Genomic DNA, 16,705 nt, shown 5'->3' on the forward strand with positions numbered 1-16,705 from the left:
TTTGCGTGGTGCCAGTGCAACAAAAAACCCCTCGTGCCGTGAGGCAAGCGAGGGGAGCGCGTCGGTGCGGGTGGCGGAGTCATCGAGGGACTCCGCTTCAGCCGACGCGCTGTCCAAGTACGAGAATTCGGGTGCGCATGGCATTGACCCTCTCTCCGACGCACTCGGCGTGTCAAGTGGGTGGGACGGGCGTCTCAGCATGTGAACCCGTCAGGAGGGGCACCGAACCCCCCGCGAGCACCGGCCGGACCACCTTTCCGCCGGGCACCGGGAACTCTCCCCGGACCAGGGCGCGGCGCAGCCGGTACTCGTCGAGCGGTCCGGAGAACGCCATGCCCTGGCCGTGCGTGCACCCCATGGCGCGCAGCGCGAGGACCTGCTCCGGTACGTCGACGCCGTCGGCCACGGACTGCATGCCGAGGTCGCAGGCGATCCTCAGCAGCCCGCTGGTGATCTTGTGGAGCCGGGCGGACTCCACGACGCCCTCGACCAGGCCCCGGTCCAGTTTCAGTACGTCGATGGGGAGCCGGCGCAGTGCGTTGATCGCCGCGTAGCCGCTGCCGAAGCCGTCGAGGGCGATCCGCACGCCGAGTCTGCGCAGGGCGGCCAGGCGCTGCTCCAGCTCCTCGAAGGGGACCCGGGGATCGCTGTCGGCGACCTCGATCATCAGCGCCCCGGAGGGCAGCCCGTAGCGCGTCAGCAGCGCCTCCACGGAACCGAAGGGGATCCCCTTGTCGAGGAGTCTGCGGGCCGGGAGGCGGACGGCGACCGAGACCTGGTGGCCGGCCCTGGCCCGGTCGGCGGCCTGCTCCACGGCCTCCTCCAGCAGCCAGCGGCCCAGCTCCGCGGTGCGCTCGCTGTCCTCGGCCACCCGGAGGAACTCGGCGGGGGTGAACAGGATGCCCTGGGCGGAGCGCCAGCGGGCCTGGGCGGCGACGGCGGCGACCGTCCCGCTGGCCAGATGCACCACGGGCTGGTGCAGCAGGGCGAACTCCCCGTCGCGCAGGGCGCTGCGCAGCCGGGCCGCCAGCTCGGAGCGGCGGGCCACCTCGGCCTGCATCTGCGGGGCGTACAGCTCCACGCGGTCCTTGCCGCCGGCCTTGGCGCGGTACATCGCGAGGTCGGCGTTGCGCATGAGGTCGGTGGGGGTGCTTCCGGGCTCGGCGAAGGCGACGCCGATGGAGGCGGTGACGCGGGCCTCGCCGGCGCCGATGCGGTAGGGCTCGGAGAGAGTGACGCGCAGCCGGTCGGCGATCTCGTGGACCTGGAACTCGCGCGCGGCCTGGTCGCGTGCGCCGTCGCCGACGATGAGGGCGGCGAACTCGTCGCCGCCGAGGCGGGCCGCGGTGTCGCCGGCCCGGACGGAGTCCTGGAGCCGGCGGGCGGCCTGGATCAGCAGCTCGTCGCCGGCCTGGTGGCCGAGCCGGTCGTTGGCGGCCTTGAAGCCGTCCAGGTCGATGAAGAGGACCGCCGTGCCCGCGTCGCCGGAGCGGCGGCCGCCGAGCGCCTTGCGGACCCGGGAGGTGAACAGCGCCCGGTTGGGCAGGTCGGTGAGCGGGTCGTGCTCGGCGTTGTGCTGCAACTGGGCCTGGAGGCGCACCCGTTCGGTGACGTCGCGGCTGTTGAGGATCAGCCCGCCCTGGTGGCGGTTGACGGTGGACTCGACGTTCAGCCAGTCGCCGCTGCCGGAGCGGAAGCGGCATTCGATGCGCGTGGTGGGTTCGTCGCCGGGCGGGGCGGCGAGGAACCGGCGCACTTCGTGGACCACCCGGCCCAGGTCGTCGGGGTGGATGATCGAGGCCAGTTCGGCGCCGACCAGCTCGTCTGCCTCCCGGCCGTAGACCCCGGCGGCGGCGGGGCTGACGTAGCGCAGGACACCGGTCGGGGCGGCGATCATGATGACGTCGCTGGAGCCCTGCACCAGGGAGCGGAAGTGGTTCTCCTTCTGGGCCAGTTCCTGGGTGAGGGCGATGTTGTCGACGAGCATGATGCCCTGCCGGACGACCAGTGCGAGGACCACCGTGCAGCCGGTGAGGACCACCACGCGGTCCACCCGGCGGCCCTCGATGACGTTGTAGAGGATGCCCAGGGTGCAGACGGCCGCCGCCAGATACGGCGTCAGCGCGGCCAGCGAACCGGCGATCGGGCGGCTGGGCGTCGTGGTGGTCCGTGAGGCCGCGCCCGCCGCGTCCTCCCCGGCGGCCCGCGCGTCCCGGCCGGCGCCCCAGGGGGCGTACGCGAGGAGCAGCGATCCGGCGAACCAGCCCGCGTCGAGCAACTGGCCGGAGTGGTAGGTCTGGCGGAGCAGCGGCGAGGTGAACAGCGCGTCGCACAGGACGGTGAGGGCGAGCGCGGCGATGGCGGTGTTGACCGCGGCGCGGTTGACGTTGGAGCGCCGGAAGTGCAGGGCGAGCACCATGGAGACGAGGACGATGTCGAGCAGCGGATAGGCGAGCGAGAGCGCCGCCCGGGTCACGCTGACGCCCTCGGCGTCCGCCAGGTGCGCGGTGTGAGCGAGGGCCAGGCTCCAGGAGAGCGTGAGGAGCGAGCCGCCGATCAGCCAGGCGTCGAGCACCAGGCAGACCCAGCCGGCCCGGGTGACGGGGCGTTTGGCGAGGACCAGCAGGCCCACGATGGCGGGCGGTGCGAAGCAGAGGAAGAAGAGGTCGGCGACCGAGGGGCTGGGCACGCGGATCCCGCGCACGCACTCGTACCACCCCCAGACGGCGTTGCCCCCGGAGGCCATCAGCGAGGAGAGCGAGAACAGCAGCCAGGCCGGGCGGAAGCGCAGATCGGCGGAGCGGGCGAAGAGGAAGCAGGAGACGGCGGCGGCGAGCGCGGCGGCGCTGAGGCCGAAGTCGCCCATGAAGAGGGCCAGTCGGGCCGATCCCCAGCCGACCGACGCCCCCACCGCGTACCCCGTGCAGACGAGGCCGAGGACGAGCTGCGGGACCAGTGCGGGGGTCCGGCCTGCGGTGCGGCGGGGAGCCAGGACCGCGGTGCGCGTGCCCGCCGGCGCGCTCACCGGGATGACCCCGCCGGGCCGTGTCCGAACGGTCCCGCCGCACCCCGCGAGCCGGGCGGGAGTGTCCGGAAACGGACCGGCGCCGTATGCCCCCGGTGCCGGGGCGCCTCGGGCCGTCGCCGTCCGTCGCGCGCCGGATCGTTCGCCCATCGGTCGTCCATCGCCCATCGCCCCCCTCGCGTACGGCTTCCTCCCCGGCGCCGCCCCTGCCACGGCGCAGCCCCCCGTTCGGGACGATACACCAGACTCGTCACACAGGGACATAGTTCCTCTACTCTCCGTGACGACCTGCGCCGTTGTCGGCACGGAGCGGAGTGGATCCTGCTCGCTGCGTGGTCAGCCGGTGGTGCGGACGACGTTGTGGAGCGGCTCGCCCGCGGCGAAGCGGCCGAACTGTCCGGCGAGCAGCCGCTTGGCCCGCGGCCGGAACGCCGAGGTGCTGCCGCCGACGTGCGGAGTGATCAGGACGTTCGGAGCATGCCAGAGGGGATGGCCGGAAGGGAGCGGTTCCGGGTCGGTGACGTCGAGGGCGGCGTGCAGCCGTCCGGAATCGAGTTCGGACAGCAGGGCCTTGGTGTCGACGACTCCGCCGCGCGCCACGTTCACCAGGAGCGCCCCGTCGCGCATCGCGGCGAGGAAGTCCGCGCCGACCAGCCCCTGTGTGGAGGGGTTCAGCGGGGTGGACAGGATGACGATGTCGGCCTCGGGCAGCAGGGCGGGCAGATCGTCGAGCGTGTGTACGGGGCCGCGGGCGGTTGTCCGTGCGGAGCGCGCGACGCGCGCCACCCGCGCGCACTCGAACGGCACGAGCCGGTCCTCGATGGCCGAGCCGATCGAGCCGTACCCCACGATCAGCACGGACTTGTCGGCGAGCGCCGGGTAGAAGCCGGAGCGCCACTCCTCCTTGTCCTGGCCGTGCACGAAGCCGGGGAAGCCGCGCAGCGAGGCGAGGACCAGCGCGAGGGTGAGTTCGGCGGTGGAGGCCTCGTGGACCCCCTTGGCGTTGCAGAGCCGGACCCCGGGGGGCAGCAGGCCGAGGCCGGGCTCCACGTGGTCGATGCCGGCGGAGAGCGTCTGGACGACCTGGACGCGGGTCATCGCGGCGAGCGGACGGACCGCGACGGCGGAGCCCTTCATGTAGGGGACGACGTAGTACGCGCAGTCGGCGGGGTCGGCCGGGTAGTCGGGTCCGCCGTCCCAGAAGCGATAGATGAGGCCCTCGGGGAGTCCGTCGATCCCGTCCGCCTCGAAGGGCATCCAGACCTCGGGGGCGGGGGCGGAGTGCGTGGTGGAAGTCATGGTCAGGAGGCTATGCGAACCCCGTGGGGAGGCAGAGGTTAGTTTGGGGAGCGGTACGAGGGAGGGTTCGGGGAGTTGGAGCGCAGGAGTCTGGGCGCGGCGGCGCTCGCCGTGGGCGCGGTCGGTCTCGGCTGCATGCCGATGAGCTGGGCGTACAGCGCGTCGCGGCAGCGTGGGGACGACGCGCTGCGGGCGGTGCACGCGGCGCTGGACGCGGGGAGCGATCTGCTCGACACCGCCGACATGTACGGGCCGTTCACCAATGAGCTGCTGGTCGGGCGGGCGCTGAGGGGACGCCGGGACCGGGCGTTCCTCTCCACCAAGTGCGGGCTCCTGGTGGGCGATCAGCACATCGTGGCCAACGGCCGCCCCGGATACGTGCGCCGGGCCTGCGACGCCTCGCTGCGCCGGCTGCAGACGGATGTGATCGACCTCTACCAGCTCCACCGCGCCGATCCGGAGGTGCCCGTCGAGGAGACGTGGGGCGCGATGGCGGAGCTGGTGACCGCGGGCAAGGTGCGGGCCCTCGGGCTGTGCGCGGTCGGTGCGGGGCGGGCACGCCGGGGTGCCCGGCCGCACGAGGGAACGATCCGGCAGCTGGAGCGGGTGCAGCAGGTGTTCCCGGTGAGCGCGGTGCAGGCGGAGCTGTCGGTCTGGTCGCGGCAGGCGCTGGACGCGCTGGTGCCGTGGTGCGCGGCGCGCGGGGTCGGGGTGCTGGCGGCGATGCCGCTGGGCAGCGGCTATCTGACGGGGACGCTGACGCCCGGTCAGGGCTTCGAGCCGGACGATCTGCGGGCCAGGCACCCCCGGTTCACCGCCGAGATGATGGCGGCGAACCAGCCGCTGCTGGTGGGGCTGCGACGGGTCGCCGAGCGGCACGGGGCGACCCCGGCCCAGGTGGCGCTGGCCTGGGTGCTGCGGCAGGGGCCCCAGGTGGTCCCGGTGCCCGGCACCAAGCAGGAGCGGTGGGCGGTGGAGAACGCGGGCGCGGCCGGTCTGGAGCTGACGCCCCGCGACCTCGACGAGATCGACCGGCTGCCGGCCGCGCGGGAGTCGTGGGACGCGCGGGACTGAGGGCGGGGCCGGCGGATCCCGGCTCCGGGGCCCGTCGGGGCGGGCGGAATCCCGTGGACCGGCCGGAGGTCCGGAGACCGGGTCCCGGGCCCGTCGGTGCCGTTCGGGGAACTCCGGGCGCGGCGGCGGTGTAAGAACAGGGGGATGGCGTCCGTCGAAGGGATCGGTGTGGTGCGTGGTGCGGTGCGGGAATCCGGACGGGAACCGGCGGGGCGTCGTCCGTCCCGGCGGCGGACGCGGCGCGGCGCGGCGGCCGCGCTGGCGGCCGGAGCGCTGATCCTCGCCGCGGGGTGCTCCTCGCAGGAGGGGATGGAGAGTTCGGCCGGGCAGGGTGCGAGCTCCCCGGCCGCGTCCGGGTCCCGTCCGGCCTCCTCCCCTCCGGCGTCGCCCTCCCCGTCGCCTTCGCCCTCGGGTCCGCCCGCGAAGGGCTCGGTGAAGGTGGTCTCCACGCTCGCCCGGGGGCTCGACTCCCCCTGGGGGCTGGCGGAGCTGCCGGACGGCGATCTGCTGGTGGGCTCCCGCGACAGGGGGACGATCACCCGGATCGACGCCGGGACCGGGAAGAAGACCCTGCTGGGCACGGTCCCGGGGGTCGCCGCCGGCGGCGAGGGCGGCCTGCTCGGGCTCGCCGTCTCGCCCGACTACGGCACGGACCACCTCGTCTACGCGTACTTCACCACCGCGTCGGACAACCGCATCGCCCGGATGCTGTACGACGAGAAGGGCACGAACCCGGGCCAGCTGCTGGGCGCCCCGGACACCATCCTGCGGGGCATCCCCAAGGGGGCGGTCCACAACGGCGGACGGATCGCCTTCGGCCCGGACCGCGCGCTGTACGCGGGCACCGGCGAGACCGGTGACAAGGGGCTGGCCCAGGACGAGGACTCGCTGGCGGGCAAGATCCTGCGGATGACCCCGGACGGCGAGCCGCTGCACGGCAATCCGCGCGCCGACTCCGTGGTGTATTCGCCCGGTCACCGCAATGTGCAGGGGCTCGCCTGGGACGGCCGCAAACGGCTGTGGGCCTCGGAGTTCGGCCAGGACACCTGGGACGAGCTGAATCTCATCGTGCCGGGCGGCAACTACGGCTGGCCCGAGGCGGAGGGCAAGGCCGGCAAGGCCGGTTTCCTCGATCCCGTGGCACAGTGGAAGACGTCCGAGGCGTCGCCGAGCGGCATCGCCTACGTCAGGGGTTCGGTCTGGATGGCCGGGCTGCGCGGTGAACGGCTGTGGCGGATTCCGCTGTCCGGCACGGACCAGGAACCACTGGCGGCCCCCCAGGCGTTCCTGAAGGGGACGTACGGGCGGCTGCGCACGGTGCTCGCCGCCGGTGGTGACCGGCTCTGGCTGGTGACCAGCGAGACGGACGGGCGCGGCACCCCGAAGCCGGGGGACGACAGGATCCTGGTGGCCGAGGTGCGGTAGCCGCGGCCGACGACAGCAGGCGGAAGGGTGCGCACACCGTGTTCAACTTCTTCGAGGAGCTCTTCGCCCCCGGCCGCAAGCACACCAACGACGAGCGCAGGCGCCTGGAGCTGAGCCGGGTGGACCTCGGCGTCGGCGATCCCGCGCGCGGTCCGATCGATCTGTCCTCGGGCAAGGTCGTGGTGCGCCGCCGCGACGAGGACGACGGCGACCCGGCGGAACCGGACGACGGCGACGGCGGCCACGCCGGCGGGGACAGCGACGGAGGCGGGGACGCGGGCGGCGCGGACGGGGACGGGGACGGCGCCTGAGGGCGCCCCGCCGGACTCCCCCGTCCCGCTACGCGTCCTCCCTCGGCGTGCGGTACAGCCGCAGCCGGTGGGCCAGGGCGGCCGCCTCGCCCCGGCCGTGGACGCCGAGCTTGGCGAGGATGTTGGAGACGTGCACGCTCGCCGTCTTGGGCGAGATGTAGAGCTCCTCGGCGATCCTGCGGTTGGTGTGCCCCGCGGCCACCAGCCGGTGGACGTCCTGTTCGCGCGGGGTCAGCCCGAAGGACTCCACGGCGGCGGCCGCCGCGGCCCTCAGCTGCTCCTCGTGGTCCGGGCCCTCCTGTTCCTCGCCCCGCTCCGGAACGGTCACCGCGTCCGGGACCTCCTCGTCGGGGGCGGTGGCCGCCTCGCCGAGGGCGATCCGGGCCCGGCCGGCCAGCAGCTCGACGGACTCGGCGAGGGGGCGCGCCCCGAGCCGGCGGGCCGCGGTGTGGGCCTCGCGCAGCAGGGTCGTGGCGGCGCCCCGGTCGCCGGCGGCGATCAGCAGGGCCTCGGCCCAGCGGTGGTGGATCTGCGCCGTCTCGTACGGGCGGCTCAGCGGGGCGAAGGAGCGGGCGGCGTCCGACCAGTGGTCCGGGGTGTCGACGCCCTCGGCGCGGGCCAGCTCGGCCTCGATCAGCGTCGCGTAGGCGGCCCAGACGGGGACGAAGACCGGCAGCCGCTTGAGGTGGGAGCGGACGAGGGCGAGGACGGCGGGCCGGCCCGGTTCGGTGGCGGGCAGGCCGCGGGCGTCGGCCTCGGCCGCCGCGACGGCGTGCAGCATCGGGAAGGCGTACCGCTGGGTGCCGGGCGGGAAGCCCTCCGCGGCCTGTGCCTCGAAGAGGGAGCGGGCCTCGGGCAGGCCGCCCTGCTGGGCGGCGAGGACGAGGGCGTGCCGGGCCAGGTTGAGGAAGTGCTGGGGCTGCGGGTCGCTGGTGCCGAAGCAGCGGCGGGCCAGGGCCAGTTGGTGCTCGGCCTCGGCCAGGTCCCCTCGGGCCAGGGCCACTTCGGTGCGGCGGCTGGCAACAAGCCCCTGGGACTTGCGGGAGAACGCCTTGCGGGAGGCGGCCTCGGTGGTGGCCAGCGCCTCGTCCCAGCGGCCGAGCGAGAAGAGGGACATCGCCTGGTTGGTGCGGACCCAGGCCTCCATGTCGGCGATCCCGTGGTTGTGGCAGGTCTCGATGCCCCGGTCGGCGGCGGCCACGGCCTCCAGCGAACGGCCCGTGCCCTCCAGGATGGAGGGCAGGTTGATCGAGGCGCGGCCCATGATGCCGACGATGCCCAGCTCGTCGGCGCGGTCGCGGACCTCGTACATCTCGGCGATGCCCTCGTCGACCGCTCCGGCGTCGACGGTCAGCCAGCCCCGGGTGAGCCGGGCGTGCAGTTCGATGGACTCGGCGCCGACCAGCCGGGCGTACTCCACGGCCCGGTCGGTGGCGACGAGGGTGTCGGGGCCGGGCCGGTGCAGCGCGCCCCAGCCGGCCACGCTGGTGAGCACGTCGGCGTGCACGGCCGACGGGGGCAGTCCCCGGACCAGCTCCTCGGCGGTGGCCAGTTCGTCCCAGCCGTCGCCGCGCGTGGTGTCCTGGACGAGGCGGGAGCGCTGCACCCAGAACCAGGCGGCGCGCAGGGCGTCGTCCTCGCCCTCCAGGATGCGCAGGGCCCGCTTGCAGATCGCCAGGGCCCGTTCGCGCTCGCCGCCGAAGCGGGCGGCGATGGTGGCCTCGGCCATCAGGTCGAGATAGCCGAGGGCGGGGCAGCCGTCCGGTCCGCAGGCCGGGTACACCTCGGCGTGATCGATCGGGCGCAGGGTGCCGCGCACCTCTTCGGGGGCGTCGTCCCACAGCTCCATCGCGCGTTCCAGCAGCCGCAGCTGTTCGGCGTACGCGTTGCGGTGGCGGGCCTCGACGGAGGCCTTGACGACGGCGGGCAGGGCCTTGGCGGGATCGTGCGCGCCGTACCAGTAGCTGGCCAGCCGGGTGGCCCGCTCGCCGTCGCGGACGAGGGAGGGGTCGGCCTCCAGCGCCTCGGCGTACCGGCGGTTGAGGCGGGAGCGCTCACCGGGCAGCAGATCGTCGCTGACGGCCTCGCGGACGAGGGAGTGGCGGAAGCGGTAGCCGTTGCCCTCCGGGGTGGTGAGCAGCAGATTGGCGCCGACGGCCCCGCGCAGCGCCTCGATCAGTTCGTCCTCGGCGAGTCCGGCGACCGCGGCGAGCAGTTCGTACTCGACGGTGGAGCCGCCCTCGGCGACGATCCGGGCGACGCGCTGGGCGTCGTCCGAGAGCGCCTCCACGCGCACGAGGAGCAGATCGCGCAGCGAGTCGGGGAGCACGCTCCCGTCGCCGTCCCCGCACTCCAGCGCGCAGGCCAGTTCCTCGACGAAGAAGGCGTTGCCGTCGGAGCGCTCGAATATCTCGTCGACCAGACCGGGCTCGGGGGTGTCGGCGAGTATGCCGGTGAGCTGGCGGCGGACCTCGGCGCGGTTGAAGCGGCGCAGTTCGATCCGGCGCACGGTGCGCAGCCGGTCCAGCTCGGCCAGGAGGGGGCGCAGCGGATGGCGGCGGTGGATGTCGTCGGCGCGGTAGGTGCCGACGACGACGAGGCGGCCGGTGCGCAGCGTCCGGACGAGATAGGCGAGCAGATGCCGGGTGGAGGAGTCGGCCCAGTGCAGGTCCTCCAGGACGAGGACGACGACGCGGTCGGCCGAGATCCGTTCCAGCAGGCGGGCGGTGAGCTCGAAGAGGCGGGCGGTGTCGTGCTCGTCGGCGGCGCCCCGGCCGGCCTCGCCGAGCTCGGGCAGGAGCCGGGCCAGCTCGCGCTCCTGTCCGGCGCAGGCGGCGGCCATCTCCTCGGGCAGGGTGCGGTGCAGGGTCCGCAGGGCGGTGGAGAAGGGCGCGTAGGGCAGGCCGTCGGCGCCGATCTCCACACAGCCGCCGACCGCGACGGCGGCCTCGCGGCGGACCGCCACCGAGAGGAACTCCTCGACCAGCCGGGTCTTGCCGACGCCCGCCTCGCCGCCCACCAGCAGCGCCTGCGGCCCGCCGCCGCCGTCCGTGGGGGCGGCGGCGCGGGCGAGCGCCTCGGTGAGGGTGCTGAACTCGCCGGTGCGGCCGACGAACACGGGGCTGACTGACCTGGTCTCCACGGAGCCGAGCATCGCACACGGGTCCGACACCGCGGGCCCGGTCGTCCCGACGCGCATCGCGACCGGCCCCTACGCGGCGGGGGCGAACCGCTCGCGGTCCGTACTCACCGTCCCCTCGTCCTCGTGGCGGGCGGACCGGCGGGCCTTCCGGGCCGCCCGGCGGGCCTCGCGCGCCAGCCGCTCGGTCGCGGCGCGGCGGACCAGTTCGGCGGCCATGATCTTGTGGAGCTCCAGCTCGTACATGTGTGTCCCCTGAAGACTTGAGTGGTGGTCCGGCGGGTCTTCCGCCGTGCCACCACTCTCGTCCCCCAGGGGGTCCCGTCGCATCGGGCGAGTTCCGCATCCCTGCGGGGCCGCCGCCTTAGAGGGCGGCGGGCACCACCGGGGTCCGGCCCCGCCCCGCCCCGCGGATGCCTTAGACGGCGCCGGGCGGTGCCGTACGCGGGCGGGGGCGGCGGCTCAGCGGACCGCCTGCCCGGCCGGTACGGCCTCCTCCGCCCCGTCGGACGCGGCGGTCGCGGGGAGCGACGGCCGCGGGATCGCCGCGCTCCGGGGCGGCTCGATGCTGATGCGCGGCAGACGGCGGTCCAGCCAGCCGGGCAGCCACCAGTTCGCCCCGCCGAGCAGATGCATCAGCGCGGGCACCAGCAGGGTGCGCAGCACGAAGGCGTCCAGGGCGACGGCGGCGGCGAGGGCGATGCCGAACATCGCGATGACCCGGTCGCCGCTGAGCACGAAGGCGAGGAAGACGGAGATCATGATCACCGCGGCCGAGTTGATCACCCGGCTGGTCTCGGCGAGGCCGACCCGGACCGCCCGGCAGTTGTCCCGGCTCTCCAGCCACTCCTCGTACATCCGGCCGACCAGGAAGACCTGGTAGTCCATGGAGAGGCCGAAGAGGACGGACACCATGATCACGGGGAGGAAGGGCTCGATGGGGCCCGCGCTGCCCAGGCCCAGCAGTTCGCTGCCCCAGCCCCACTGGAAGATCGCGACGACGACGCCGAACGAGGCGGCGACCGCCGCCACGTTCATCGCGGCCGCCTTCAGCGGGATGCCGACCGAGCGGAACGCCATCAGCAGGAGCAGACAGCCGAGCCCTACGACGACGCCGACGAAGAGCGGCAGCTTGCCGATGATGATCCCGGCGAAGTCGTCGTAGCTGGCGGTGACCCCGCCCACATGGGTGCGCAGCGAGGTGTTGTCGGCGGCCTTCGGCAGCACGTCGGCGCGGAGCCGGTCGACGAGTTCGCTGGTCTCCCGGGACTGCGGGGAGGAGTCGGGGACGACGGTGACGTACGCGGTGTCGCCGCTGGAGTTGTAGGTGACGGGCAGCACCCGGGCGACCCCGTCGGTGGCGCGGAGCGTGGCGGGCAGGGCGTCCATGGCGAGCCGGTCGTCGGCGCCGTCCAGCCGGGCGGCGATCGTCAGCGGGCCGTTCACCCCGGGGCCGAAGCCGTCGGCGAGCAGGTCGTACGCCTGCCGGGTGGTCGAGGACCTCGCGTTGTTGCCCTGGTCGGAGCTGCCGAGGTGGAGCGAGAAGGTGGGCAGGGCGAGGCCCAGCATGACGAGGGCCGCGAGGCCGCCCAGCAGCTTGGGGTGGCGCTCGACGAAGGCGGACCAGCGGGCGGCGAATCCGGTGGGCGGCTCGGGCTGCGGGCCGTGCTCCGCCAGCCGCCGCCGTTCGCGCCGGCTCAGCGCCCGCATCCCGATCAGCGAGAGCAGCGCGGGCAGCAGGGTGACGGAGGCCGCCACGGTCAGCACCACGGTGAGCGAGGCCGCGACGGCGACGCCGTTGAGGAAGCTCAGCCGCAGGATCAGCATGCCGAGCAGCGCGATGCAGACGGTGGCCCCGGCGAAGACGACGGCCCGCCCGGTCGTGGCGACGGCGTGCTCGGCCGCCTCCGGGACACTCATGCCGCGCCGCAGGGCCCTGCGGTGCCGGGTGACGATGAAGAGCGCGTAGTCGATGCCGACGCCGAGCCCCACGAGCATGCCCAGCATGGGCGCGAAGTCGGCGACGGTCATCAGATGGCCGAGCAGCACGATGCCCGCGTAGGCGGTGCCGACCGAGACGAGGGCGGTGGCGATGGGCAGCAGGCTCGCGGCGAGCGAGCCGAAGGCGAGGAAGAGCACCACGGCGGCGACGGCCACCCCGACGGCCTCGCTGAGGTGCGCGGCCGGCGCCTCGGTGAGCGCTGTGGCCGGGCCGCCCAGTTCGACCCGCAGATGCTCACTCGCGGCGGCCTTCGCGGTGTCGACGACGGCCTCGGCCTGGGCGACGGGGATGTCGTCCGCGCCGCGGTCGAAGGTGATCGTGGCGTAGGCCGTGTGCCCGTCGGCGCTGATCTGCCCGGCGCCGGTCTCCGTGTACGGTCCCTCGACCGCGCCGACGCCCGGCAGCCGTTCGATCTCGTGCAGGGTTCTCGTCATCTTCTGGGCGACGTCCGTGGCCCGCACCGTGGAGTCTTCGGTGTGCCAGACGAGCGTGTCCGTGTCCCCGCCGAGGTGGGTGAAGCCGCTCTTCAGCAACTGGGAGGCCTGTCCGGACTCGGTGCCGGGCGCCTCGTAGTCGTTGGTGTAGGCGGAACCGGCGAACCCGGCCGCGGCCGCTGTCCCGCCGAGCGCGAGCAGCCAGAGGAGAACGGCGAGGAGGCGGTGCGTGACGCACCAGCGGGCGATGGCAGCCAAGGGACGTGCTCCCTGCGGGTTCGTGGTCCCCGCGGGGGTCCGGGCAGGACCGTCCGCGTGAGAACGCATGACCTGAGAACCGTCACTCTGACAGCCATCTGTGATCGTTTGCCCGTTTCGTGGGCTTACTCACAGGGGTCCGATCCCCCTATGAGCGATATGCGCACCGCCGTACGGCGGCGGGGGCGCCGCGGGAGCGTCCGGCGGACGGCCGCTCGGCGGGCCCCCTCGGTGCTCCCGGGCACGGGTGATCCCCGCTATCTTGTGAGCTTCCCAATTACCGTCCCTGGGGGGTCTGTTGAACAGCGCGTCGCACCATATCGGGCCCGATCCGGCACCGGACAGATATCGCCTGCTCAACTCCATCGGCCGCGGCGGCGAGGCCGTGCTGTACCGGGCGGAGATCGAGCTCGACGGTGCGCCCGAGACCGTGGTCGTCAAGGTGCTCGACTCCAAGACCACGATCACCATCGAGCAGTTCCAGCGGCTCAGCGCCAAATGGCGGGAACAGGCGGAGCTGCTGCGCTTTGTGAACCGGCCGGGTGTCGTCGGCGTGCGCGAGCACTTCGAGGGGCCGCCGATCCACGGGGCCGGGGACGCGTCCACCGCCGCCGGACGGGCCCTGGTCCTGGTCATGAACCATGTCGACGGGCTCGACCTGCGGGACTGGCGCGCCGAGCGGACCCTCACCACCCACGCCGAACGCCGCGAGGTGCTCCGTACGCTCGAACAGCTCGCGGACGTGCTGGACTGGCTGCACTCGGGCCGGGCGACCCCGTCGGGCCGCACCGTCGTCCACGGCGACCTCTCCCCCGGCAACGTCATGGTCGACGCGCACGGCCAGGCCACGCTCGTGGACTTCGGGCTGAGCAAGCTCACCGCCGACCACCAGACCGCCGAGGTCTGGTTCACCCCCGGCTACGCCGCCCCGGAGGTCTTCGAGGGCAAGCGGACCCCGGGCACCGACCGGTACGCCTTCGGCGCGATCGCCTACTTCCTGCTCAGCGGCGAGGCCCCGCCCAGCACCCCCGAGCAGCTGCGGGCCGCGCTGCGCGCCCTCCCCCAGGTGGCCGCCGCGACGCCCGAGCGCCAGAACCGCATCCTCTCCGTCTGCGCGGCCGAGCCGGACGGCCGCCCCGAGAGCCTGTCGTCCTGGGTGAAGGACGTGCGTTCCGCCGTGGTGTCCACGACGGTCACGGGCCCCTCGCAGCGCGCGGAGTCCGTACAGGACGCGCCTCCGGCCCCGCTCCTGCCGCCGGGCGCTCCCACTCCGCCGCTCGGGGCACCACCCATCGCGGGTCCCCCGGCGCAGCCGCCCGCCTTCCCGCCGCCGATCACCGCCTCCGGCGACCCGGGGGTGGCGCCGCCCACGACCGTCCGCCCGGAAACGGCCCCCAAGGAGCCGTCCGCACCGGAGCCGACGGTCCCGACGCCGGCGGCACCCGCCCCGACCGCCGTGACCCCGGCCCCGGCTCCCGCACCGTCGAAGCCGGCGAAGAAGCGCCGGCCGGTCCTCGTCCCGCTGCTCTCGCTCGCCCTGGCGGCCGCGCTGGTGACGATCGGCGTCCAGGTCCTGCGCACGGGTGACGACGACAAGGGCGACGGCAAGGGGGCGAAGGCGGCGCCCACGGTGACGGTCACGACGACGACGCCCGCCGACGGGTCGGCCGAGGAGCCGGAGAGCGGGTCGACGGCCTCCCCGGGGGCCTCGGACGGCACCACCGCACCGCCCGAGGCGGCCTCGGTGGACAGCAAGTCGCTCACCACCCTGGACCCGGTCGCCAGCGGCCAGTTCGCCGACCTGGCCGTCGGCAGCGGCACGCTGAACAGCACGTACTACGACACCGCCCTGGTCCCGGACGGCGGCGACGAGGAGTGCAGCGGCTCCGCGGAGTACAACCTGAGCCGCGAGTGGAAGACCCTCACCATGGTCGCCGGGGTCGACGACAACTCGTCGAACAAGGCCGCCCGGATCACCGTCGAGGTCGACGGCGAGCCCGGTTTCACCGGTGAGGTGCTGCTCGGCAAGCCGAAGACGATCTCGGTGCCCGTCACCGGCGTCCTGCGGCTGAGCATCTCCTACGCCGATCCGGGCGACTCCTGCGACATGGGCGATCTGGTCCTCGGCTCCCCGACGCTGAAGAAGTGACGCGCGAGGGGCGGCGCCCCCGGCCTCGGCCGGGCGCACCGCCCCTCGTCGCACCTGCCGGCGGGCTCAGCCCTCGACGCCGAGCTTCTCCAGGATCAGCTCGCGCACCCGGGCCGCGTCCGCCTGGCCGCGGGTGGCCTTCATGACGGCGCCGACGAGCGCGCCGGCGGCGGCGACCTTGCCGCCGCGGATCTTGTCCGCGACGGCGGCGTTGCCGGCGATGGCCTCGTCCACGGCGGTGGACAGCGCGCCCTCGTCCGAGACGACCTTCAGACCGCGCTTCTCGACGACGGTGTCGGGGTCGCCCTCGCCCGCGAGGACGCCCTCCAGCACCTGGCGGGCCAGCTTGTCGTTGAGGTCGCCCGCGGCGACGAGCGCGGCCACCCGGGCGACCTGCGCCGGGGTGACGGGCAGCTCGTCGAGGCCGCGGCCGGTCTCGTTGGCGTTACGGGCCAGCTCGCCCATCCACCACTTGCGGGCCTGGTCCGACGGGGCGCCCGCCTCGGTCGTGGCGACGATCAGGTCGACGGCGCCCGCGTTGAGGATGGACTGCATGTCGTGCTCGGAGACGCCCCACTCCTCCTTGAGCCGGGCGCGGCGCAGCCGCGGCAGCTCGGGGAGGCCCTTGCGAAGCTCCTCGACCCACTCGCGGGCCGGGGCGACCGGCACCAGGTCGGGCTCGGGGAAGTAGCGGTAGTCCTCGGCGTTGTCCTTGATGCGGCCGGCCGTGGTGGAGCCGTCCTCCTCGTGGAAGTGCCGGGTCTCCTGGACGACCTTGCCGCCCGAGTTCAGCACCGCGGCGTGGCGCTGGATCTCGAAGCGGGCGGCCCGCTCGACGGAACGCAGCGAGTTCACGTTCTTCGTCTCGGAGCGGGTGCCGAAGGTCTCGGTGCCGTGCGGGCGCAGCGACAGGTTGACGTCGCAGCGCATCTGGCCCATCTCCATGCGGGCCTCGGAGACGCCGAGCGCCTTGATCAGCTCGCGCAGCTCGGCGACGTACGCCTTGGCGACCTCGGGGGCGCGGTCGCCCGCTCCCTCGATCGGCTTGGTGACGATCTCGATGAGCGGGATGCCGGCCCGGTTGTAGTCGAGCAGGGAGTGGGACGCGCCGTGGATACGGCCGGTGGCGCCGCCGACGTGCGTCGACTTGCCGGTGTCCTCCTCCATGTGGGCGCGCTCGATCTGCACCCGGAAGATCTCGCCGTCCTCCAGCTGGACGTCCAGATAGCCGTCGAAGGCGATCGGCTCGTCGTACTGGGAGGTCTGGAAGTTCTTCGGCATGTCCGGATAGAAGTAGTTCTTCCGGGCGAAGCGGCACCACTCGGCGATCTCGCAGTTCAGCGCGAGACCGATCTTGATCGCGGACTCGACGCCGATGGCGTTGACGACCGGCAGCGCGCCGGGCAGACCGAGGCAGACCGGGCAGGTCTGCGAGTTGGCGTCCTGCTTCAGCTCGGTGGAGCAGCCGCAGAACATCTTGGTCCTGGTGCCGAGCTCCACATGGACCTCAAGGCCCATGACGGGGTCGTACGTCGCGAGGGCGTCCTCGTACGACTCCAGGTCGATGACAGTCACGGAAAACTTTCCCT

10 protein-coding genes are annotated in these 16,705 nt (G+C 73.8%); 4 read left to right on the forward strand and 6 right to left on the reverse strand.

The genetic code is table 11. The features are described from left to right. Window positions 1–172 precede the first annotated feature (172 nt). Window positions 173–3,025 (reverse strand): putative bifunctional diguanylate cyclase/phosphodiesterase, encoded by a 2,853-nt coding sequence (locus ACZ4FH_RS03810; RefSeq protein WP_467302010.1) that lies wholly within the window; start codon window positions 3,023–3,025, stop codon window positions 173–175. Between the two features lie 336 nt (window positions 3,026–3,361). After that, window positions 3,362–4,324 carry a 2-hydroxyacid dehydrogenase gene (locus ACZ4FH_RS03815; protein WP_467302011.1) on the reverse strand — a complete coding sequence of 321 codons (963 nt, stop codon included), beginning with the start codon at window positions 4,322–4,324 and terminating at the stop codon, window positions 3,362–3,364. A gap of 111 nt (window positions 4,325–4,435) precedes the next feature. Between ACZ4FH_RS03815 and ACZ4FH_RS03820 the strand changes: the two genes are divergently transcribed. The 3 genes from ACZ4FH_RS03820 (at window position 4,436) to ACZ4FH_RS03830 (ending at window position 7,134) form a co-directional block, all read left to right on the forward strand. Next, window positions 4,436–5,398: an aldo/keto reductase gene (locus tag ACZ4FH_RS03820; RefSeq protein WP_467302422.1), complete on the forward strand. Its 963-nt coding sequence runs from the start codon at window positions 4,436–4,438 to the stop codon at window positions 5,396–5,398. 309 nt (window positions 5,399–5,707) lie between these two features. After that, window positions 5,708–6,823: a PQQ-dependent sugar dehydrogenase gene (locus ACZ4FH_RS03825; RefSeq protein ID WP_467302424.1), complete on the forward strand. Its 1,116-nt coding sequence runs from the start codon at window positions 5,708–5,710 to the stop codon at window positions 6,821–6,823. A gap of 38 nt (window positions 6,824–6,861) precedes the next feature. Then, window positions 6,862–7,134, forward strand: a complete 273-nt coding sequence (locus ACZ4FH_RS03830; protein WP_467302013.1) for a DUF6191 domain-containing protein — start codon at window positions 6,862–6,864, stop codon at window positions 7,132–7,134. A 28-nt stretch (window positions 7,135–7,162) separates the two neighbouring features. Here ACZ4FH_RS03830 and ACZ4FH_RS03835 read toward each other — a convergent pair whose 3' ends face one another. The 3 genes from ACZ4FH_RS03835 to ACZ4FH_RS03845 form a co-directional block, all read right to left on the reverse strand. Beyond that, entirely contained in the window at window positions 7,163–10,288 is a 3,126-nt protein-coding gene (locus ACZ4FH_RS03835) for a helix-turn-helix transcriptional regulator (RefSeq protein WP_467302426.1), read from the reverse strand. A 57-nt stretch (window positions 10,289–10,345) separates the two neighbouring features. Further along, complete coding sequence (locus ACZ4FH_RS03840; protein WP_383644562.1) at window positions 10,346–10,519, reverse strand: hypothetical protein; 174 nt, start codon at window positions 10,517–10,519, stop codon at window positions 10,346–10,348. A gap of 216 nt (window positions 10,520–10,735) precedes the next feature. After that, complete coding sequence (locus tag ACZ4FH_RS03845) at window positions 10,736–12,967, reverse strand: MMPL family transporter (protein ID WP_467302015.1); 2,232 nt, start codon at window positions 12,965–12,967, stop codon at window positions 10,736–10,738. A 298-nt stretch (window positions 12,968–13,265) separates the two neighbouring features. On the opposite strand from ACZ4FH_RS03845, the gene ACZ4FH_RS03850 reads away from it, so the two are divergent. Further along, entirely contained in the window at window positions 13,266–15,116 is a 1,851-nt protein-coding gene (locus ACZ4FH_RS03850) for a protein kinase domain-containing protein (protein ID WP_467302016.1), read from the forward strand. Between the two features lie 66 nt (window positions 15,117–15,182). Here the strand turns inward: ACZ4FH_RS03850 and gatB are convergent, their stop codons facing one another. Beyond that, window positions 15,183–16,691 carry an Asp-tRNA(Asn)/Glu-tRNA(Gln) amidotransferase subunit GatB gene (gene gatB, locus ACZ4FH_RS03855; RefSeq protein ID WP_467302018.1) on the reverse strand — a complete coding sequence of 503 codons (1,509 nt, stop codon included), beginning with the start codon at window positions 16,689–16,691 and terminating at the stop codon, window positions 15,183–15,185. Window positions 16,692–16,705: the final 14 nt, after the last annotated feature.

The organism is Streptomyces sp. NPDC024555 (assembly GCF_055559335.1).

What these genes read in the sequence shown, in the direction of transcription:
- ACZ4FH_RS03815 (WP_467302011.1), bottom strand. Translation starts at nt 4,324, where the DNA reads ATGACTTCCACCACGCACTCCGCCCCCGCCCCCGAGGTCTGGATGCCC.
- ACZ4FH_RS03835 (WP_467302426.1), bottom strand. Translation starts at nt 10,288, where the DNA reads ATGCTCGGCTCCGTGGAGACCAGGTCAGTCAGCCCCGTGTTCGTCGGC.
- ACZ4FH_RS03825 (WP_467302424.1), top strand. Translation starts at nt 5,708, where the DNA reads ATGGAGAGTTCGGCCGGGCAGGGTGCGAGCTCCCCGGCCGCGTCCGGG.
- ACZ4FH_RS03840 (WP_383644562.1), bottom strand. Translation starts at nt 10,519, where the DNA reads ATGTACGAGCTGGAGCTCCACAAGATCATGGCCGCCGAACTGGTCCGC.